General features: G+C 66.9%; 18 protein-coding genes. 9 read left to right on the top strand and 9 right to left on the bottom strand.

The annotated features are described in order from the left end of the window. The first annotated feature begins 50 nt into the window (after positions 1-50). Complete coding sequence (locus tag PKB_RS19655) at positions 51-1,235, top strand: thiolase family protein (protein WP_043253720.1); 1,185 nt, start codon at positions 51-53, stop codon at positions 1,233-1,235. 881 nt (positions 1,236-2,116) lie between these two features. Here PKB_RS19655 and PKB_RS19650 read toward each other — a convergent pair. Continuing rightward, a complete protein-coding gene (locus PKB_RS19650; RefSeq protein WP_043253717.1) occupies positions 2,117-2,326 on the bottom strand; it encodes a DUF6316 family protein in 210 nt (69 codons plus the stop codon). 214 nt (positions 2,327-2,540) lie between these two features. On the opposite strand from PKB_RS19650, the gene PKB_RS19645 reads away from it, so the two are divergent. Then, on the top strand, positions 2,541-3,179 hold the full coding sequence (locus PKB_RS19645) for a peroxiredoxin (RefSeq protein ID WP_043253714.1): 639 nt from the start codon (positions 2,541-2,543) through the stop codon (positions 3,177-3,179). A 72-nt stretch (positions 3,180-3,251) separates the two neighbouring features. On the opposite strand, the gene PKB_RS19640 is transcribed toward PKB_RS19645, so the two are convergent. Then, positions 3,252-4,211, bottom strand: a complete 960-nt coding sequence (locus PKB_RS19640; RefSeq protein ID WP_043253713.1) for a threonine dehydratase — start codon at positions 4,209-4,211, stop codon at positions 3,252-3,254. A gap of 301 nt (positions 4,212-4,512) precedes the next feature. Between PKB_RS19640 and PKB_RS19635 the strand changes: the two genes are divergently transcribed. Next, complete coding sequence (locus PKB_RS19635; protein ID WP_043253710.1) at positions 4,513-5,466, top strand: DMT family transporter; 954 nt, start codon at positions 4,513-4,515, stop codon at positions 5,464-5,466. A gap of 48 nt (positions 5,467-5,514) precedes the next feature. On the opposite strand, the gene PKB_RS19630 is transcribed toward PKB_RS19635, so the two are convergent. From PKB_RS19630 to PKB_RS19620, 3 genes are all read right to left on the bottom strand, one after another. Beyond that, positions 5,515-6,138, bottom strand: coding sequence for an NAD(P)H-dependent oxidoreductase (locus PKB_RS19630; protein ID WP_043253708.1), 624 nt, complete (start codon positions 6,136-6,138; stop codon positions 5,515-5,517). Beyond that, on the bottom strand, positions 6,131-7,525 hold the full coding sequence (locus PKB_RS19625; RefSeq protein ID WP_043253706.1) for a class II fumarate hydratase: 1,395 nt from the start codon (positions 7,523-7,525) through the stop codon (positions 6,131-6,133). The genes PKB_RS19630 and PKB_RS19625 overlap by 8 nt, the downstream gene beginning before the upstream one ends. Positions 7,526-7,622: 97 nt before the next feature. Further along, entirely contained in the window at positions 7,623-8,624 is a 1,002-nt protein-coding gene (locus tag PKB_RS19620) for a DUF2804 domain-containing protein (protein WP_043253704.1), read from the bottom strand. Positions 8,625-8,819: 195 nt separating this feature from the next. Between PKB_RS19620 and PKB_RS19615 the strand changes: the two genes are divergently transcribed. The 4 genes from PKB_RS19615 (at position 8,820) to PKB_RS19600 (ending at position 11,357) form a co-directional block, all read left to right on the top strand. Beyond that, positions 8,820-9,341: a DUF2059 domain-containing protein gene (locus tag PKB_RS19615; RefSeq protein WP_043253702.1), complete on the top strand. Its 522-nt coding sequence runs from the start codon at positions 8,820-8,822 to the stop codon at positions 9,339-9,341. 16 nt (positions 9,342-9,357) lie between these two features. After that, positions 9,358-9,663, top strand: a complete 306-nt coding sequence (locus PKB_RS19610; protein ID WP_043253700.1) for a BolA family protein — start codon at positions 9,358-9,360, stop codon at positions 9,661-9,663. 110 nt (positions 9,664-9,773) lie between these two features. Further along, entirely contained in the window at positions 9,774-10,715 is a 942-nt protein-coding gene (gene trhO / locus PKB_RS19605; protein ID WP_043253698.1) for an oxygen-dependent tRNA uridine(34) hydroxylase TrhO, read from the top strand. A 39-nt stretch (positions 10,716-10,754) separates the two neighbouring features. Beyond that, positions 10,755-11,357 (top strand): DsbA family protein, encoded by a 603-nt coding sequence (locus tag PKB_RS19600; RefSeq protein ID WP_422613538.1) that lies wholly within the window; start codon positions 10,755-10,757, stop codon positions 11,355-11,357. A 12-nt stretch (positions 11,358-11,369) separates the two neighbouring features. On the opposite strand, the gene PKB_RS19595 is transcribed toward PKB_RS19600, so the two are convergent. Further along, positions 11,370-12,263 carry a class I SAM-dependent methyltransferase gene (locus tag PKB_RS19595; RefSeq protein WP_052355330.1) on the bottom strand — a complete coding sequence of 298 codons (894 nt, stop codon included), beginning with the start codon at positions 12,261-12,263 and terminating at the stop codon, positions 11,370-11,372. A gap of 110 nt (positions 12,264-12,373) precedes the next feature. Next, entirely contained in the window at positions 12,374-13,474 is a 1,101-nt protein-coding gene (locus PKB_RS19590; RefSeq protein WP_236658311.1) for a helix-turn-helix transcriptional regulator, read from the bottom strand. A 309-nt stretch (positions 13,475-13,783) separates the two neighbouring features. On the opposite strand from PKB_RS19590, the gene PKB_RS19585 reads away from it, so the two are divergent. Both PKB_RS19585 and PKB_RS19580 read left to right on the top strand, forming a co-directional pair. After that, positions 13,784-16,240: an EAL domain-containing protein gene (locus tag PKB_RS19585; RefSeq protein ID WP_043253696.1), complete on the top strand. Its 2,457-nt coding sequence runs from the start codon at positions 13,784-13,786 to the stop codon at positions 16,238-16,240. Between the two features lie 61 nt (positions 16,241-16,301). After that, positions 16,302-17,090 (top strand): iron-containing redox enzyme family protein, encoded by a 789-nt coding sequence (locus tag PKB_RS19580; protein ID WP_043253693.1) that lies wholly within the window; start codon positions 16,302-16,304, stop codon positions 17,088-17,090. Between the two features lie 6 nt (positions 17,091-17,096). Here PKB_RS19580 and PKB_RS19575 read toward each other — a convergent pair whose 3' ends face one another. Continuing rightward, positions 17,097-18,053 (bottom strand): quinone oxidoreductase family protein, encoded by a 957-nt coding sequence (locus PKB_RS19575; RefSeq protein WP_043253690.1) that lies wholly within the window; start codon positions 18,051-18,053, stop codon positions 17,097-17,099. A 22-nt stretch (positions 18,054-18,075) separates the two neighbouring features. Then, complete coding sequence (locus PKB_RS29255) at positions 18,076-18,249, bottom strand: DUF1427 family protein (protein ID WP_084166678.1); 174 nt, start codon at positions 18,247-18,249, stop codon at positions 18,076-18,078. Between the last annotated feature and the right edge of the window lie 131 nt (positions 18,250-18,380).

Here is an 18,380-nt window from a genome sequence, read left to right as displayed (position 1 = left end):
CTCGGCGACCTTGATCCTCATTCATCGAACAACAATCAGCGAGGTTTCCCATGCGCGAAGTGGTGATCGTCGATAGCGTCCGCACCGGTCTGGCCAAGTCCTTCCGCGGCAAGTTCAACATGACCCGCCCGGACGACATGGTCGCCCATTGCATCGACGCGCTGCTGGCGCGCAACGGCCTCGACCCGCTGCTGGTCGATGACTGCGTGGTCGGGGCCGGCTCCAACGAAGGCGCCCAGGGCCACAACATCGGCCGTAACGCGGCGGTGCTGTCCAAGCTCGGCATCCATGTCGCCGGCATGACCCTCAACCGCTACTGCTCCTCGGGCCTGCAGGCCATCGCCATCGCCGCCAACCAGGTGGCCTCCGGCTGCAGCGACATCCTGGTGGCCGGTGGCGTCGAGTCGATCACCCTCACCGCCGGCAAGATGAACCGTGACAACTTCGTCAACCCGCGCCTGGAAGCCGAATTCCCCGGCATCTACTACCCGATGGGGCAGACCGCCGAGATCGTCGCCCGCCGCTACAACGTGACCCGCGAGCAGCAGGACCTCTACGCCCTGCAGAGCCAGCAGCGCACCGCACGGGCCCAGGCCGAGGGCCTGTTCAACGACGAAATCGTGCCGATGAGCGTGAAGTACCTGGTGGAAGACAAGGCCACCGGCGAGAAGAAAGTGCTCGAAGGCGTGGTCGACCGCGACGACTGCAACCGCCCGGACACCACCCTGGAAGGCCTGAACTCGCTCAAGCCGGTCTTCGCCGAAGACGGCTCGGTCACCGCCGGCAACGCCTCGCAGCTCTCCGACGGCGCCTCCATGACCCTGGTGATGAGCCTGGAAAAAGCCCTGGAACTGGGCCTCAAGCCCAAGGCCTTCTTCCGTGGCTTCACCGTCGCCGGTTGCGAACCGGACGAGATGGGCATCGGCCCGGTGTTCTCGGTGCCCAAGCTGCTCAAGGCCCGCGGCCTGCAAGTGGCCGACATCGACCTCTGGGAACTCAACGAAGCCTTCGCCTCGCAGTGCCTCTACGCCCGCGACCGCCTGGGCATCGACAACGAGAAGTACAACGTCAACGGCGGCTCGATCTCCATCGGCCACCCCTTCGGCATGACCGGCTCGCGCCAGGTCGGCCACCTGGTCCGCGAACTGCAGCGCCGCAACCTGCGCTACGGCATCGTGACCATGTGCGTAGGCGGCGGCATGGGCGCCACCGGCCTGTTCGAAGCGGTCCGCTGAGTCACCCGGCCATCCCCACGCAGGATGGCCGGCCGACCGAAAAAGCCCCGGCAGCGATGCCGGGGCTTTTTCATGGGGCCAGCGTGGGAGCAGGTCTTATCCGAGACCGGCCACATGCGGTGCTTCCCTGCGTAGGAGCGGATCTCATCCGCGAAAATCCCCCACATCGATGTCTCCTGTAGGTACCGGCCATGCGCGCGATTCGCGGATAAATCCGCTCCTACGATTCCCCGTCATCCCCGCGAACGCGGGACAGCGCTTGCGCTGAACGCGCTTTAGCGCGGCCCGAAGGGCGAGCGGAGCGAGTCACCCAGAGAGCGGATTTGCAGCCCGGCACGCTGGCGGATAACCCCTTCGGGGTTATTCGCCCTACAAAAGCGCATACGCGCTTCGCTCTTGGGACTTCCAGAGAAACATCCGCACGCGCCGGGCCGCCCCTTACAGAAGGCCGAGCTAAGCCCACGCAGAGGAGGTTGCGCGACATGGATGTCGCAAAAGCCCCGACCAGTACAGGGACGTGCTGTCGGGGCGGGCCTCCGGGTGCGTGGGGATGTGCGAGGGAAGTCCGGCTTGCCGGACCCGTATGTCGGGGCAAGACTTTTGCCCACTTTGTGTCGTTTGACAAAGTAGGTCGCCCGAGGGGGCGAAACAAGAAATACCTGAACACGCCGAAGCGGCGCACCACACCGCACAAGACGCCTCTGGATCCCCGCGTTCGCGGGGAAGACGTGAAAGGGGGATGCGGTGCTGTGGCGTATGAGTGAACCTCGCCCACGAATCCGCTAACTCGCGAGTCCACCGCACACAACCCCCGCGGTTATCCCCCGGACAAAAGAAAACCCCGGCCATCGCCGGGGCTCTTCAACACAAACGAAGCACGCCTACCGCGCCACCCGCGCAAACAGGCCGGCCGCCTGCTGCATGCGGCTGATGTACTGCATCACCTCGCGCTCGGCATCGAAGCGGGTGAAGAAGGGGCCTTCCAGCGTGCCTTCGCGGGTCGAGAAGAAGTACTGGCCGTTGACCGAGCTGATGCGGTCGCTGCGGTAGTGAGTACCCGGCGTACTGTCGCCGTGCCTTTGCCCGAACATAACGGTTTCTCCCACACGAACGGGTTAGTAACTTCAGTGTAGTCTCGGAAGCGTCTGACACAGGCCAGGCGATGAACGGCATGCCAAATGCATCCTGCGGCGCCGGAAGATCAATATTTTGCTTTTTCAGTTATAAGTAAATCGAAATTTATTCTTTTTTAATCGGATTCGACCTTGGGCATAGTGGCGCCATCTCCAACAAGGAGTCGTTTCCATGAGTCTGCGTCTCGGCGATATCGCCCCCGATTTCGAACAGGATTCCAGCGAAGGCCGCATTCGTTTCCACGAATGGCTCGGCGACAGCTGGGGTGTGCTCTTCTCCCACCCGGCGGACTTCACCCCGGTGTGCACCACCGAACTGGGCCTGACCTCCCGGCTCAAGGACGAATTCGCCCGCCGCGGCGTCAAGGTGATCGCGCTCTCGGTCGACCCGGTGGAGTCCCACGTGCGCTGGATCGATGACATCAACGAGACCCAGGACACCGTGGTCAGCTTCCCGATTATCGCTGACGCCGATCGCAAGGTTTCCGAGCGCTACGACCTGATCCACCCGAACGCCAACGACACCCTGACCGTGCGCTCGCTGTTCATCATCGATCCGAAGAAGAAGGTGCGGCTGATCATCACCTACCCGGCGAGCACCGGCCGCAACTTCAACGAAATCCTGCGGGTGATCGACTCGCTGCAGCTGACCGACAACCACAAGGTCGCCACGCCGGGCAACTGGCAGGACGGCGACGAGGTGGTGATAGTGCCGTCGCTGCAGGACGAGGAGGAGATCCGCCAGCGCTTCCCCCGCGGCTATCGGGCGGTCAAACCCTATCTGCGCCTGACGCCGCAGCCCAACCGCTGAGGCGTCCGCGCCACCTTCCTTAGCCATGTGGAAACTTCGGGCCGGTTCGCCGGCCCTTCTTTTTTTCGGATATCAGGCCCGCGCCAGCTCCGCCGCATAGACCTCACGGTCGACATTGCCGCCGCTGAGCACCAGCCCGACCCGCTTGCCGCGCAAGGACTCGCGCTCCTGCAGTGCTGCCGCCAGCGAAGCCGCGCCGGCCCCTTCGGCGACGTTGTGGGTGGCGGTGAAGAGCAGGCGCATCGCCGCGCTGATTTCCTCGTCCGTGACCTGCACCACCCGGTCGGCACCGGCACGGATCATCGCCAGCGCGGTCGGTTCGGGCGTGGTACAGGCCATGCCGTCGGCCAGCCGCGTGCTGGTGGCGTGGTAGACCGCTTCACCGGCGGCGAACGACAAGGCATAGGCCGGGGCATGGGCCGACACCACGCCGACGATGCGGGTCTTCAGGCCCAGGGCGTCGCGCGCCGCGATCATCGCGCAGAGGCCCGAACCCATGCCGATCGGCACGTAGACCACGTCGAGGTCGGGCAGGGCGCGGAACAGCTCCAGGCTGTAGCTCGCCACGCCCGCGACCAGCCACGGATGGAACGACGGAATCATGTGCAGGCCCTCGCTCGCAGCCAGTAAGCCTGCGTACTCACGGGCAGCCTGGAAGTCCTCGCCATGCTCGATCAGTTCGGCACCGAGGGCACGCATCGCAGCATTCTTCTCGCGGCTGTTGCCGTGCGGTACCACGATGGTCGCCGGCAGGCCCAGGCGCGCAGCGGCGAAGGCGATGGACTGGCCGTGATTGCCACGGGTGGCGCTGATCACCCCGACCGGCCGTGGCGACTGCGCTGCCAGGTGATGGAAATAGACCAGCCCGCCGCGCAGCTTGAAGGCACCCACCGGCGAGTGGTTCTCGTGCTTGACCCAGGCCTCGCAGCCGAGCGCTTCGCAGAGCAGCGGCCAGCGGATCTGCGGGGTAGGCGGCAGGCTTTGGTGAACGATGGCAGCGGCCTGTTCCAGGGCGGGCAGGGAAAAGGGCATGGCGTCTCTCCGTTTAGTGGCCCCTGCAGTCTAGGAAAGCGCAGGCAGCGGCCACCAGATACAGCTGTGCGGTGTTGCCAGGGGCAACTGTTGCCCGATTCCTTGTTGCAACGGAGCGCCCTGTAGGAGCGAGCTTGCTCGCGAACCGCTTTGGCGCCGGGCCATTCGCGAGCAAGCTCGCTCCCACAAAAACAGCTCGTGGCCGAGAAACGACCAGTACAGTTGCAGCGGCGAACTGTTCCTGTCGGGCCCAGCGGCCATGGCATAGCATGGCGGACCGCACACGCGCACCGAGGTTTCCATGCACGTTTCCACCGGCCGCTGGCAACTCGGCTTGTTCCTGTCCCTGGTCACCGCCGTGCTCTGGGGCATCCTGCCGATCAAGCTCAAGGAAGTGCTCAAGGTCATGGACCCGGTCACCGTCACCTGGTTTCGCCTGGTGGTCTCCGGCGGCATGCTGCTCGTCTGGCTGGCGGCCCGCCGCCAACTGCCGGCCTTCCGCCCGCTCGGCAAGCGCGGCATCGGGCTGGTGCTGGCCGCGGTGCTCGGGCTGGTCGGCAACTACGTGTTCTACCTGATCGGCCTGAAGATGCTGACGCCGGGCACCACCCAGTTGGTGATCCAGATCGCGCCCATCCTGCTGCTGCTCGGCAGCCTGTTCTTCTTCAAGGAAAGCTTCAGCATCGGCCAGGGGCTGGGCTTGCTGGTGCTGATCAGCGGATTCGGCCTGTTCTTCAACCAGCGCATCGAGGAGCTGTTCGGCTCGCTGGGCGTCTACACCCAGGGCATCCTCATCGTCGTCCTCGCGGCCTTCGTCTGGACTTCCTACGGCCTGGCGCAGAAGCAGCTGCTGACGCAGTGGACCTCGATCCAGGTGATGATGGTGATCTACCTCGGTTGCGCGCTGCTGCTGACGCCCTGGGCGCATCCGCTGGAAGCGTTGAACCTCTCTGCGCTGCAAGCCTGGCTGCTGTTCGCCTGCTGCCTGAACACCCTGGTCGCCTACGGCGCCTTCGCCGAGGCCCTGGCGCACTGGGAAGCCTCGCGGGTCAGCGCGACCCTGGCGATCACCCCGCTGGTGACCTTCGTCTCGGTGGCCCTGGCGGCCAGCCTCTGGCCGGATTACGTCCACCCGGAAAGCCTCAACGGCCTGGCCTACCTCGGCGCCTTCCTGGTGGTCACCGGCTCGGCGCTCACCGCCCTGGCACCTTCGCTGCTGCGCAGTTATCGGGCGAGGCGGGCGTTGTCGTCCTGACATAAAAAAGCCAGTCGAACCCGACTGGCTTTTTACTTTGCGCGCGAATCAGGCCTGGCTGCCCAACTGCTCCGCGCGCTTCAGCCAGCCCTGGCGTTGCTCCTCGGTGGAGCCGCGCATGGGGCTGAACTCTTCCAGGTGGCGGGTCTGGATGCCGCACGGGCCGAGGATGCAGCGCACCATCTGGCGCAGGCCCGGGGCGCCCTGGCGCAGGCGGTAGCGCCAGTGGGTCTGGTCGTGGGTCACCAGCAGATCGGCGCTGCGGCCGCCCAGCAGGGGTTCCCATTCGCGATCCTGTGGCGTGCGGAAACGGAAGGCGAAGCCGGGCTGGAACACACGGTCGAAGAAGCCCTGCAGCAGCGCCGGCAGGCCGCCCCACCAGATCGGGTAGACCAGCACGATGTGCTGCGCCCAATGCACCTGGCGCTGCGCCTCGAGCAGGTCGGCTTCCAGGTCTTGGCCGCGCTCGTAGCCGCCGCGCAGCACCGGGTCGAAGGCCATCTCGCCGAGCTTCAAGACCCGCACCACATGGTCGCGGCTGCGCGCGCCCTGGATGTAGGCGTCGGCCAGGGCGTGGCAGAAGCCGTCGACCTTGGGTGAACCGAGGATCAGCAGGATGCGCTTGCCATCGCCCTCCAGGGGCGTGGCGCCGGATTTGGCCGCCTCAACCATTCTGCCCGGCCTCCAGCATGTCCTGCGGGCGCACCCATTCGTCGAACTGCTGGTCGGTCAGGTAGCCCAGCTCAAGCGCCGCCTCGCGCAGCGAAGTGCCTTCCTTGTAGGCCTTCTTGGCGATCTCGGCGGCCTTGTCGTAGCCGATATGGGTATTCAGCGCGGTGACCAGCATCAGCCCGCGCTCCAGGTGTTCGGCCATGCGCGCGGCATCCGGCTGCATGCCCTCGACGCAGTGGGTGTTGAAGTTGCGGCAGCCGTCGGCGAGCAGGCGGATCGACTCCAGCAGGTTGTGGATGATCACCGGCTTGAAGACGTTGAGCTGCAGGTGCCCCTGGCTTGCGGCGAAGGCGATGGCCGCGTCGTTGCCAAGCACCTGGCAGGCCAGCATCGACAGCGCCTCGCACTGGGTCGGGTTGACCTTGCCGGGCATGATCGAGCTGCCCGGCTCGTTGGCCGGCAGGCGCACCTCGGCGAGGCCGGCGCGCGGGCCGGAGCCGAGCAGGCGCAGGTCGTTGGCGATCTTCATCAGCGCCACCGCCAGGGTCTTGAGTGCGCCGGCGAGGGTTACCAGCGGCTCGTGGCCGGAGAGGGCGGCGAACTTGTTCGGTGCCGAGACGAAAGGCAGGCCGCTGAGGTCGGCCAGTTCGGCGGCGATGGCATCGGCGAAGCCCTTGGGCGCGTTCAATCCGGTGCCCACGGCAGTGCCGCCTTGCGCCAGTTCGTATACGGCCGGCAGCGCCGCGCGGATGGCGCGTTCGGCGTAGTCGAGTTGCGCGACGAAGGCCGACAGTTCCTGGCCGAAGGTGATGGGCGTGGCGTCCATCAGGTGGGTGCGGCCGGTCTTCACCAGGTCGGCGTGGCGCGCCGACTGCTCGGCAATGCCGCCGGCGAGTTCGGCGATGGCGGGCAGCAGGTCGTCGTGCACGGCGCGCGCCGCGGCTATGTGCATGGCGGTGGGGAAGCTGTCGTTGGAGCTTTGCGCGCGGTTGACGTGGTCGTTGGGGTGCACCGGCGCCTTGCCGCCACGGCCCTTGCCGGCGACTTCGTTGGCGCGGCCGGCGATCACTTCGTTGACGTTCATGTTGCTCTGGGTGCCGCTACCGGTCTGCCAGACCACCAGCGGGAACTGGTCGTCGTGCTGGCCGGCGAGCACCTCGTCGGCGGCCTGCTCGATCAGCCCGGCGATGTCCGCCGGCAGCTCGCCCAGGCGCAGGTTGACCCGCGCGGCGGCCTTCTTGATCAGCGCCAGGGCGTGGACCACGGCCAGCGGCATGCGCTGGCCGCCGATGGCGAAGTTTTCCAGCGAGCGCTGCGTCTGCGCACCCCAGTACGCCTGGGCATCGACCTCGATGGGGCCCAGGCTGTCGGTTTCGGTTCGTTTCATGACGGCTTTCTCTCGGAGGGGACTGAGGGAGTTTAGGCCGTGCCCGCTGTTCGGGGTTCCGCGCGTCGTCAATGGCCGCGATAGCTTGCCGGCGGGCCTACCAGCGTGCCTGGGTCGCGCCTATCCAGCCCAGCGCCTGGCGCACCGGCACCTGTTCGCCGTCGGCGGTGCGCAGGAAGCCGTCGTAGTGGCCGAACCACTGGCTGGTCTCCGAGTACAGCGGCCCGAGGCGCGGCGCGGCGCGATGCAGCTTGCGCGGGGTGAAACGCAGGTTGACGCGCTGGTCGGGGCTGACCAGCAGCCAGGGGCCCAGCGGGTCGTGGGGCGTCTGGCGGATTTCCACTTCTCCGGCCAGGCGCTGCAGCTCGCCGCCGAACCACAGGGCGTTTTCCTTTTCATCGCTGCGGTCGGTCCAGCCGGCGCCGAAGTTGCCGGCGATGCCGCCCGGCGCGGCGAACGCGGCGCGCGTCCAGGCGCTGCGGAAGGGCCAGACGCCACGGCCGAAGTCCAGCGCGGCGAAGCTCTGCCCCGGTTGCGTGCTGTAGGTTTTGCCGCCCAGTTGCAGGCTGCCGCTGAAGGGCAGGCCCATCTGCCGGCTGCAGGCATGGAAATGACGCCCGCCCATGGGCACCACCAGGTTGACCGACTCCAGGTGCGGCGGGCGCTGCACTTCCAGCGCAAGGGCCAGGGACTGGCCGTCGAGGTCGCAGGCGTCGGCGCTGATCAGCAGGCGGCCGCCCTGGTCGTCGAAGCTCAGGTTCAGCCGGTCGTGGCGAAAGGCGTGGCTCTGGTTCGGCCGGTCGGGCAGGCGGCAGCCTTGGCCCAGCGGGCTTATAAGGGTGCGCGAGACGGCGTTGCCGCTGTCCAGGTCGAGAAAGTAGAGGGCGCCGTAGCCGAGGTAGTCGAGGTCGGCGACGGTCAGCGAGAGCATCCAGCCGGGGGCGATCAGGCACCAGTGATTCCAGCGTTTGCGCCGGCCGCGCGGGCCGGGCAGGTCGCAGTTCAGCTGTGGGTGCACCGACCAGCCGATCGCCTCGGGGCGCAGACGTCCAAACGGGTCGCAGAGCGAGGAGGGGGGCAGGTGCGCCTGGGAGGTCATCGAACACGTCCATGTGACAATGCCGGCCAGCATGCCGCGTCGCCCGGAGCAGAACAAGTGACCGGTTAACATTCCGCGCCGAATGAGGCGGCGAATGGTCGCGCGGCGCCGCTCGGCTGGTGCTTGAGGAGGCTCCGAACTTAGGCGCAGAATGACGGGTCCCTAGGGACACACCTTCAGACTCAAGGATCGCCCATGACCGCCCTTCGCTCCCTTTGCACTGCCGCGCTTCTCGTCGGCTTCAGCTCCATGGCTCTCGCCGACTCCTCCGCCGAGGCCGAGAAATTCCTCAAGCAGGTCCACGCCGACCGCCTGACGGTGCCGGTCTACGCCCAGGTGCAGCAGATGTTCGCCCAGCACTTCCAGCGCGCCAACGCGCCGGACAGCAAGAAGGCGGTGCTCGATCGCTACCAGGCCAAGGCCAATGCCGAGCTGGACCGTGCGGTGGGCTGGGACAAGATCAAGCCGGACCTGATCAAGCTCTACACCGACAACTTCAGCGAGTCCGAGCTCAAGCAGCTGAACGACTTCTACGCCTCTCCGCTGGGCCAGAAGGTCCTGCAGAAGATGCCGCGCCTGACCGCCGAGTCCGCCCAGCTGACCCAGGGCAAGCTGCAGACCGCCGTCGATCCGGTGAACAAGCTGCTGGCCGACATGGACAAGGAACTGGGCGTCAAGGCCCCGGCCGCTCCTGCCGCTCCGGCGAAGAAGCCCTGATCCGGACCGGTTTGACATGAGCATGCGTGAACGAATCCAGACCGCCCTGGGCGCCCTCGAGCCGCAGCACCTGGAAGTGCTCGACGAAAGCCACATGCACAGCCGTGGGCTGGAGACGCACTTCAAGGCCGTGGTGGTCAGCCCGCTGTTCGCCGGGCTGAACGCGGTCAAGCGGCATCAGAAGGTCTACGCCACGCTCGGCGAGCTGATGGGCCAGTTCCACGCCCTGGCCCTGCACACCTACACCCCCGAGGAGTGGGCGGAGCAGGGCGCGGCGCCGGACTCGCCGACCTGCCGCGGCGGCAGCAAGCACGACCACTGACGCTGCCCGATCGTTGCGGTAGAATGCGCCAACGCCGGCACCCAGTGCCGGCGTTGTCTTTTCTGAACCGGTCCGCCCTTTACGCGGGCGACCACTGGAGGATGTACCCCATGACCCGCTCTATCGTCGTGGCGGCGCTGTACAAGTTCGTTTCCCTGCCGGACTACGTCGCGCTGCGCGAACCCCTGCTGCAGACCCTGCTGGACAATGGCGTCAAAGGCACCCTGCTGCTCGCCGAGGAAGGCATCAACGGCACCGTCTCCGGCACCCGCGAGGGCATCGACGGGCTGCTCGCCTGGCTGCGCACCGATCCGCGCCTGGCTGATGTCGACCACAAGGAATCGTACTGCGACGAGCAGCCGTTCTACCGCACCAAGGTCAAGTTGAAGAAAGAGATCGTCACCCTCGGCGTGCCCGGCGTGGACCCCAACCAGCGGGTCGGCACCTACGTCGAACCGCAGGACTGGAACGCGCTGATCTCCGATCCGGAAGTGCTGCTGATCGACACCCGCAACGACTACGAAGTGGCCATCGGTACCTTCGAAGGCGCCGTCGACCCGAAGACCAAGTCGTTCCGCGAGTTCCCCGAATACGTCAAGGCGCACTACGACCCGGCCAAGCACAAGAAGGTCGCCATGTTCTGCACCGGCGGCATCCGCTGCGAGAAGGCGTCCAGCTACATGCTCGGCGAAGGTTTCGAGGAGGTCTTCCACCTCAAGGGCGGCATCCTCAAGTACCTGGAGGAAGTGCCCGAGGCCGACAGCCTCTGGCGCGGCGACTGCTTCGTGTTCGACAACCGCGTGACCGTGCGCCACGACCTCTCCGAGGGCGACTACGATCAATGTCACGCCTGCCGCAACCCGATTTCCACCGAGGATCGGCAGTCCGAGCACTACGCCCCGGGCATCAGTTGCCCGCATTGCTGGAACTCGCTGTCGGAGAAGACCCGCGCCAGCGCCCGCGAGCGGCAGAAGCAGATCGAGCTGGCCAAGCTGCGCAACCAGCCCCATCCCATCGGCCGCGACCCGCGGCAGGCCGTCCTGGAGGACTGATCCTTGGCCAACGCCCGCCTGCTCTACGTGATGGACCCGATGTGCTCCTGGTGCTGGGGTTTCGCCCCGGTGGCGCAGGCGCTGATCGAGCAGGCGGCGGTTGCCGGGGTGCCGACGGCGCTGGTGCTTGGCGGTCTGCGTACGGGCCACGGCGCGGCGCTGGACCCGGCGACCCGGCGCTACATCCTCGAACACTGGCAGGCGGTGCAACTGGCCACCGGCCAGGCGTTCCGCTTCGAGGGCGCGCTGCCCGACGGTTTCGTCTACGACACCGAACCGGCCTGCCGGGCGGTGGTCGCCGCCCGCAGCCTGCACGAACCCAGTGCCCTGGCCCTGGCCGGCGCCATCCAGCAGGCGTTCTATGTCGAGGGGCTCGATGTCACCGAGGCACCGGCGCTGCTGCAGCTGGCGGAAAGCGTTGACCTGCCGCGCAGCGAGTTCGCCGAGCTGTTCGACAGCCAGGAAAACCACCTGGCCACCCAGGCCGACTTCTCCTGGGCGCGCGACCTGGGCATCGCCGGCTTTCCGACCCTGCTCGCCGAGCGTAACGGCCAGCTGGCGCTGCTGACCAACGGCTACCAGCCGCTGGAAGAGCTGGCGCCAATGCTCGATCGCTGGCTGGAGCGCGGCCGCCAGGGCTGAGCCGAGCGCCGCTCAGCCGTAGCGGATCGCCTCGAGAAAACCGATGCACTTGCCGTTGTCGTGGCTCACGCGGGCGCTGGCGATGCTGTTGTAGGGGACGCCCAGCAGCAGGTTCAGCAGCGCCTGGTCGTCGCGGTAGCGCGGGCGCCAGTCCAGCAAGGCCTCCAGATACGCGATGTTCGGCACGCCGGGTTGGAAGTTCGCCAGCAGCAGGCGGCCGCCGACCGCCAGGTGGCGGAACAGCTGTCGAATCAGCTGCTCGGCGCTGGAGTCGTCCAGCTGTTCGACCAGGCCGGCGCTGTAGATCAGGTCGAACTCATCCAGTTCGGCGACACCGGCCAGCAACTGTCCTACCGACGCATAAAGTGTCTCGACGCCCAGCCAGGCGTAATTGCGCTCTACCTGCTGCAGATGCTCCGGGCTGCTGTCGAGGGCGACGAAACGCTGGAAACGCTTGTGGCAGAGCGCGCTGGAAAGCTCCGCCTCACGCAGGTGGCCGGCGCCGATGCAGAGAATGCGCGCGCGGCCTTCGTGCTGCTCGCAGGTGCTGTCGATCGCCTGTGCCAGGCGCAGGCGCCGCGTGCGCAGTGCCCTGGGCGCCAGGCCCTCGCGGGCATAGCGCTGCAGTTCGCCCCGGTTGCCGCTGCCCAGCTGGTTGGCCGACCCATCGCCGATGCCATACAGGTAGTCGAGCAGGTAGGTATTGCCGTGGCGCGGCGTCGGTGCGGGGGTTGCTTGGCCGCGCGAGGGGAAGGGGATGACCCGCGATTGCCGGGTATAGCGGGTCAATGCCTGGCGAGCCAGTTCGAGCAGCTCGGCGTCATCGCCTGGCCGTTCGCCGGCGTGCTGTTCCAGATGACCGATGAGGGTTTCCAGCGAAGGGCTGGGTTCGCTCGACTTGTCCATGTGCAGCCTCTGTCGTTTCCATGGCATTCCAGGTCTGAACCTAGCCGGCGCAGGGCCCGGTGCCATCATTCGAACGAATGAAGCCGCTACGGTGGCGGACGAGTGGCGCCTCAGGCCTTGCCCAGGCGCGCCAGCAGGTTGACTAGCTCGCTCTGGCGGCGGGTGTGGGTTTTGCGGAAGAGGGCTCGCAGCTGCGTGCGTATGGTGTTGATCGACACCTGCAGGTGCTGCGCGCATTCATCGACGGTCAGCCCCTGGACGAGCAGTTCGCTCAGTCGCCGCTCAGCCGGCGTCAGGCCGAACAGCTCCGCCAGCAGGGAGCCCGATGCGGCCTGCCGAGGCAAGGTCAACAACACCAGGGGACGCTGGAATGCTCGGTTGTAGGCCGCTTCGGCGGCGACCGGGGCGACCAGCAGCTCACCCTCGGCGGCGTCCAGGCGCAGCCAGCCGGCGCGGCGCTTGCCGTCTTGGCCGGCGGCCTGGCGGATCAGGGCCTGCAGGCCGGTGTTGCAGGCGCGGCCAAGCAAGCGGCCGAAGCGTTCCAGCAGCGGTGCCCTGGGTTGCGCCAGCAGCGCCTGGGCGGCCTGGTTGCAGAACAGCACGCGAGCGTCGCCGTCGAGCAGCCACAGCGGGGCGGGGTGCAGGTCGAGCAGCAGGTCGCGGGTGGCCAGTTCGCGGCGCAGGCCGTTGACCTGCTCGAACATGCGCGCCGCGCGCAGCAGGTGCGGGCTCAGGCGCTGCAGCAGGCGCTGCTCGTTCTGGCCGGGGTAGGGCGCATCGAGGCTGGTCAGCACCGAGAGGTAGATGCCCGACTCGGCCTGCTCGTGCAGCTTCAGGCAGGACACATTGAGCATGCCGTGGGGGCGGTGGAACTCCTGGTAGTAAGGATCGCGCGCGATCTGCGCCAGCCCGTAGTCGCGGGCGTCGTGATACCAGTCACCGACCGGGCGGTTGAGCATGAAGCCGCGCGAGGGGTCGATGGCATGGAACTCGCGGTTGTACCCGCTGATGACGGCGGGGTCGCAGAGGTTGAGCTCGCTGGCCCGCGGGCCATTCTCGCGCTGGTCCCAGAACAGCAGCGCGCCCATCTGCCGGCCACAGTCGTCGACCAGGGCGCGCAGCAGCGGCAGCCAGGCATCCTGGTCCAGCACGCATTCGTAGCTCAGGCCGACCAGGCGCTCGTAGCGATTGGCGATGTCCTTTTCGTGCACGTGCACCTCCCGTCCGGGGCGGCTTTCCACCGTGCAGAGATATGGCACATGGCCTTAACTGTCGCAAGGAACTGAAAAGCAGGATGTCTGCTGCCGATCGGGCCGCTCGTCCTCCTTCGCGCATGTGCCCCGCGCGCAGGGCAGTCCGTCCTAACCGTTGGGAGGGAGCAGGGCTCAAGGCACTTGTGCTATCGGCCCCATCGACTATGAGTAAGGGAGAGCCGGAAGCCCTTTGGCATCGGTCTCGCGGCGTCGAAGGAACTCGCTCGGCCGAATCTGCAGCGCAACGAAAGGAATCCAACAAGATCCATGGGTGAATCAGGACTGAGTCGCAGTCGCCAGAACTCGCAACTGCTGAAACTGGTGTGGCCATTCATAGTCGTCGTCCTGCTGCAGGGACTGCTCGGCGTCGGCAGCCTTTACCTGCTCTCCGGGGTGCGCGCCTATGTGGGCGGCGAGAGCCTCTGGTCCAAGGGCCAGATGCGCGCCATCGAATACCTGAAGCGCTACGGCGAAACCCGCGACCCGCTCGACTACCAGCGCTACCAGCAATCCATCGCGGTGCCGCTGGGCGACCGCCAGCTACGCATCGCCCTGGACCGCCCGCAGCCGGACCTCGATCTCGCACGCCGCGGCATTCTCGCCGGCGGCAACCACCCGGACGATGTCGAGGCGATCACCTGGCTGTACCGCTACTTCCACGACTTCAGCTACTTCAAGGATGCGGTGCACTACTGGGAGGTGGGCGACCGCTACCTCGACGAGCTGGATGCCATCGCCCGCGACATGCACGCACGCATCGAAGGCGGAAAGGTCAGCCCAGGCGACCTCGACTACTGGAACCAGGGCATCCTGCGCATCAGCGAAGCCATCGCGCCGGCCTCCAACGCCTTCTCCGCCGCACTGGGGCAGGGGTCGCGCTCGGTCGCCAAGCTGCTGCTGGTGGCCAACGTGCTCAGTGGCCTGTCCCTGATCCTCCTGGCGGTCTGGCGCACCCGCAAGCTGCTGGCCGAGCAGCGTGCGTTCCGCAGCGCCCTGGACCGCGAACGCGAGCAGGCCCAGACCACCCTGGCGGCGATCGGCGACGCGGTGGTGACCATCGACGAGTTCGCCTGCATCGCCTCCATGAACCCGGCCGCCGAGCGCATGATCGGCTGGGAGAGCGGCATGGCCATCGGCCTGCCGCTGAAATCGCTGCTGCGGATGCTGGACGAGGGCTCCGAGGTGGAAGACTTCGCGCTGGTCGGGCAGATCCTGCGCGGCGAAGTCGAAGCCGGCAGCGAGTCGAGCAAGGTGCTGCAGCGCCTGGATGGCAGCAGCGTGGCCGTTACCGTGGTGGGGACGCCGATCCGCGTCGGCGGCCGCATCGTCGGCGCGGCCCTGGTGCTGCACGACATGACCCGCGAGCGGCAGTACATGGAAAGCCTGTCCTGGCAGGCGACCCACGACGCGCTCACTGGGCTGAGCAACCGCCGCGAGTTCGAGTTCCGCCTGCAGCAGGCGCTGGAGCGCAGCGCGCACATGGACGACCGGCACAGCCTGATGTACCTCGACCTCGACCAGTTCAAGCTGGTCAACGACACCTGCGGGCATGCCGCCGGCGACGAACTTCTGCGCCAGGTCTGCAGCTTGCTCGAGGGGTGCCTGCGCGACAGCGACACCCTGGCGCGGCTGGGCGGTGACGAATTCGGAGTCTTGCTGGAGAACTGCCCGCCGGACGTCTCGGAAAAGATCGCGGAAAACCTGCGCAATACCGTCGAAGCCCTGTACTTCGTGTGGGACCAGCGCCCCTTCAACATCACCGTCAGCATCGGAGTGGTGCACGTCTCGGCCATGCTGGTGTCGGTGGAAGAGGCCCTGCGCTGCGCCGACATGGCCTGCTACCTGGCCAAGGAGAAGGGCCGCAACCGCGTCCAGGTGTTCAGCCCGGACGACACCGAGCTGTCCATGCGCTTCGGCGAGATGGCCTGGGTGCAGCGCATTCGCCAGGCCCTCGACGAGGATCGCTTCTGCCTCTACGCGCAACCGATCCGGGCGGTCGATCCGGGCCGGGAGGAGGGCGAGCACGTCGAGCTGCTGCTGCGCCTGAACGACGAGAACGGCCGGCTGGTGGCGCCGAGCAACTTCATTCCAGCGGCCGAGCGCTACGGGCTGATGCCGCAGATCGACCGCTGGGTGGTCAACCAGGCCTTCAGGACCCTGGCTGTGCGCCGCGAGGCGGGGTGCGAGCCGATCGCCACCTGTGCGATCAACCTGTCCGGCGCGACCATCGGCGATGCCGGCTTCATCGAGTACCTGCGCGAGCTGCAGCCGCTCTATGGCCTGGATCCGCAGAGCATCTGCTTCGAAGTCACCGAGACCAGCGCCATCGCCAACCTGGTCAGCGCCACCCAGTTCATCCACGACCTCAAGGGCCTGGGCTACCGCTTCTCGCTGGACGACTTCTGCGCCGGGATGTCGTCCTTCGTCTACCTCAAGCACCTGCCGGTGGACTACCTGAAGATCGACGGCAGCTTCATCAAGGACATGCTCGCCGACCCGATCGACCGCGCCATGGTCCAGGTCATCAACCAGATCGGCCACGTCATGGGCAAGCGCACGGTGGCCGAGTTCGTCGAATCGGCGGAGATCCTCGAGGTGCTGCGGGAAATCGGCATCGACTACGCCCAGGGCTATCACCTGGGAAGGCCGCAGCCTTTCGTCGGCCAACCTTCCGCACTTTTGACGCAATTCACGGAAAAGTCAGACACAACCTCCGGACGGTGACATCTTTCGGTCAGGCCTCTACTCTGTGCTCGTCATCGTCTATGCACAGGGATGAAAAGGCATGAACGAAAGTTTCGTACGCATCGGTCCGCTGAAGGACGTGGAAAGTTATCCGCAGTGGACCCAGGACCTGGTTCAGGCCTGTTCGAGCGCCCGCGAAGCGGTGCGTGGGCATGAGGTCTACCAGCGCATGCGCGATGCGCAACTCTCCGCAAGCACGTTGCGGACCTACCTCATCGGCGGCTGGCCGGTGGTCGAGCAGTTCCCCCAGTACATGGCGCACAACCTGCTGAAGACGCGCTTCGGCCGCTCGGCCGGGGAAGACATGGCGCGTCGCTGGCTGATGCGCAACATCCGCGTCGAACTCAATCACGCCGACCACTGGCTGCACTGGGCCAGCGCCTACGGCGTGACCCTGGAAGACCTGCAGGCCCAGGCCGTGCCACCTGAAATGCACGCCCTCGGCCACTGGTGCTGGCATACCTGCTCGGCGGACGACCTGGCGATATCGATGGCGGCTACCCACTACGCGGTGGAAGGCGTCACTGGCGACTGGTCGGGCGTAGTGTGCTCCAGCGACACCTACGAGCACTCGCTGCCGGCCGACCTGCGCAAGCCGGCCATGCGCTGGCTGCGCCTGCATGCGCGCTACGACGACGACCATCCCTGGGAGGCCCTGGAGATCATCTGCACCCTGATCGGTACGGAGATCACCCAGGCGCGCTGGACCCAGCTGCGCGACGCCATCTGCAAGAGCTACGGCTACATGCGGGTGTTCCTCGACAGCTGCCTCGCCATGGAAGACGCTGCCGCCAGCCGCCGGCCGGAGCGGCGGCTGGTCGTCGGCTGAGGCGGGTCAGGGCAGCAGGATGTTCTTGTCCGTGCTGCCCTCGTTGACCTCGCGGTAACGCAGCAGGCCCTCGCTCAGCGGCGACTCGCGCAGGCCGTCGGGGCGCGGCAGCAGGCCGTCGTCGAACCACTGGCCGAACTGCTCCAGCATGCGTGCGCAGGCCTCGCTGCCATAGAGCAGCGAATTCACCCCGACCACCGAACCGCCGCGGCGATACAGCGCCAGGGCCGGCAGTTGCACGTGGCCATCCACCGGCGCGGCGATGATCGCGATGCGCCCGAAGGTGGCCAACGCGGCGACTGCGGCAGGCAGCCAGAAACCGGTGGTATCGAAGATCACCTCGGCGCCGCCGGGGAATACCGCATTGACCTGTTCGCCCAGGGTTTCCTGCTGGTCCAGCAGCAGGCTGGGGATGCCATGGGCGCTCAGCTCGGCGGCCTGCTCGGCACGCCGTACGCCAGCCAGCACCTCGGCGCCACGGGCCTTGGCCAGGTCCAGCGCGGCGGAGCCGACCGCACCGGCGCCGATCACCAGCAGACGGGTGCCAGCTTTCACGCCGCTACGTTCCAGCGCATCCCAGGCGGTGGTGTAGGGCACGCCGCAACTGGCGGCCTGGGCGAAGCTCAGGCTCTTGGGCATCAGCGCCACGCCGCGGGCCGGCAGGGTCAAGAGGCTGGCGTGGCTGCCGTTGTGGTCGAAGCCCAGGTCCTTGCCGGTGCCCCATACGGACTGGCCGAGCAGCGCTTGCGGACCCTTCACCACGACGCCGGCGAAGTCGCGGCCAGGCACCCGCGGCAGGGTGGTGTAGGGGAAGCGGCCAAGGACGTTCTTCACGTCGCTGGGGTTGAGGCCGGCGGCGCGAACCTCAACCAGCACTTCATCGGCGGCAGGGACCGGGTCGGGCAGCTCGACGTGTTGCAGGGAGGCGAGGTCGCCGGTCTTGGTGAATTGCAGGGCTTGCATGGCGTACTCCGTGAGCAGGGATTCAGTGGAACCAGTTGGGCAGCAGCGAGCGGCCCAGCGGCAGCAGGTTTTCGCCGAGCTGCATGCCCAGCAGACCGACCAGCGCCACCAGCGGCGGCGCCGGCGAGCGGAAGTCGAGCAGGTGATAGAGCAGGCCAACGGCAATGCCGATGGCCAGCGAGATCAGGTAGTTCATGGCGACTCCGGGGCAAGTGGCGGAATGCCGATGAGTCTAGGTCTGCCGACGAAGTGGCATCGGCCAAGGACTTCGGAGTTTCGGACAGATTGCGCGGCCAGGCGGCAACGCGCGGCCCGAGGGCGATGCCG

The sequence above is a fragment of the Pseudomonas knackmussii B13 genome, assembly GCF_000689415.1.
Classification (GTDB): domain Bacteria; phylum Pseudomonadota; class Gammaproteobacteria; order Pseudomonadales; family Pseudomonadaceae; genus Pseudomonas; species Pseudomonas knackmussii.
This window is presented reverse-complemented; position numbering and strand designations above follow the sequence as displayed.

Excerpts from the sequence above, each read along its gene's own strand:
- PKB_RS19635 (WP_043253710.1), top strand. The coding sequence starts at position 4,513 with ATGCACGTTTCCACCGGCCGCTGGCAACTCGGCTTGTTCCTGTCCCTG.
- PKB_RS19580 (WP_043253693.1), top strand. The coding sequence starts at position 16,302 with ATGAACGAAAGTTTCGTACGCATCGGTCCGCTGAAGGACGTGGAAAGT.
- PKB_RS19595 (WP_052355330.1), bottom strand. The coding sequence starts at position 12,263 with ATGGACAAGTCGAGCGAACCCAGCCCTTCGCTGGAAACCCTCATCGGT.
- PKB_RS19640 (WP_043253713.1), bottom strand. The coding sequence starts at position 4,211 with ATGCCCTTTTCCCTGCCCGCCCTGGAACAGGCCGCTGCCATCGTTCAC.
- PKB_RS19655 (WP_043253720.1), top strand. The coding sequence starts at position 51 with ATGCGCGAAGTGGTGATCGTCGATAGCGTCCGCACCGGTCTGGCCAAG.
- PKB_RS19575 (WP_043253690.1), bottom strand. The coding sequence starts at position 18,053 with ATGCAAGCCCTGCAATTCACCAAGACCGGCGACCTCGCCTCCCTGCAA.
- PKB_RS19630 (WP_043253708.1), bottom strand. The coding sequence starts at position 6,138 with ATGGTTGAGGCGGCCAAATCCGGCGCCACGCCCCTGGAGGGCGATGGC.
- PKB_RS19620 (WP_043253704.1), bottom strand. The coding sequence starts at position 8,624 with ATGACCTCCCAGGCGCACCTGCCCCCCTCCTCGCTCTGCGACCCGTTT.
- PKB_RS29255 (WP_084166678.1), bottom strand. The coding sequence starts at position 18,249 with ATGAACTACCTGATCTCGCTGGCCATCGGCATTGCCGTTGGCCTGCTC.
- PKB_RS19600 (WP_422613538.1), top strand. The coding sequence starts at position 10,755 with ATGTGCTCCTGGTGCTGGGGTTTCGCCCCGGTGGCGCAGGCGCTGATC.
- PKB_RS19625 (WP_043253706.1), bottom strand. The coding sequence starts at position 7,525 with ATGAAACGAACCGAAACCGACAGCCTGGGCCCCATCGAGGTCGATGCC.
- PKB_RS19585 (WP_043253696.1), top strand. The coding sequence starts at position 13,784 with ATGGGTGAATCAGGACTGAGTCGCAGTCGCCAGAACTCGCAACTGCTG.
- PKB_RS19645 (WP_043253714.1), top strand. The coding sequence starts at position 2,541 with ATGAGTCTGCGTCTCGGCGATATCGCCCCCGATTTCGAACAGGATTCC.
- PKB_RS19610 (WP_043253700.1), top strand. The coding sequence starts at position 9,358 with ATGAGCATGCGTGAACGAATCCAGACCGCCCTGGGCGCCCTCGAGCCG.
- trhO (WP_043253698.1), top strand. The coding sequence starts at position 9,774 with ATGACCCGCTCTATCGTCGTGGCGGCGCTGTACAAGTTCGTTTCCCTG.
- PKB_RS19650 (WP_043253717.1), bottom strand. The coding sequence starts at position 2,326 with ATGTTCGGGCAAAGGCACGGCGACAGTACGCCGGGTACTCACTACCGC.
- PKB_RS19615 (WP_043253702.1), top strand. The coding sequence starts at position 8,820 with ATGACCGCCCTTCGCTCCCTTTGCACTGCCGCGCTTCTCGTCGGCTTC.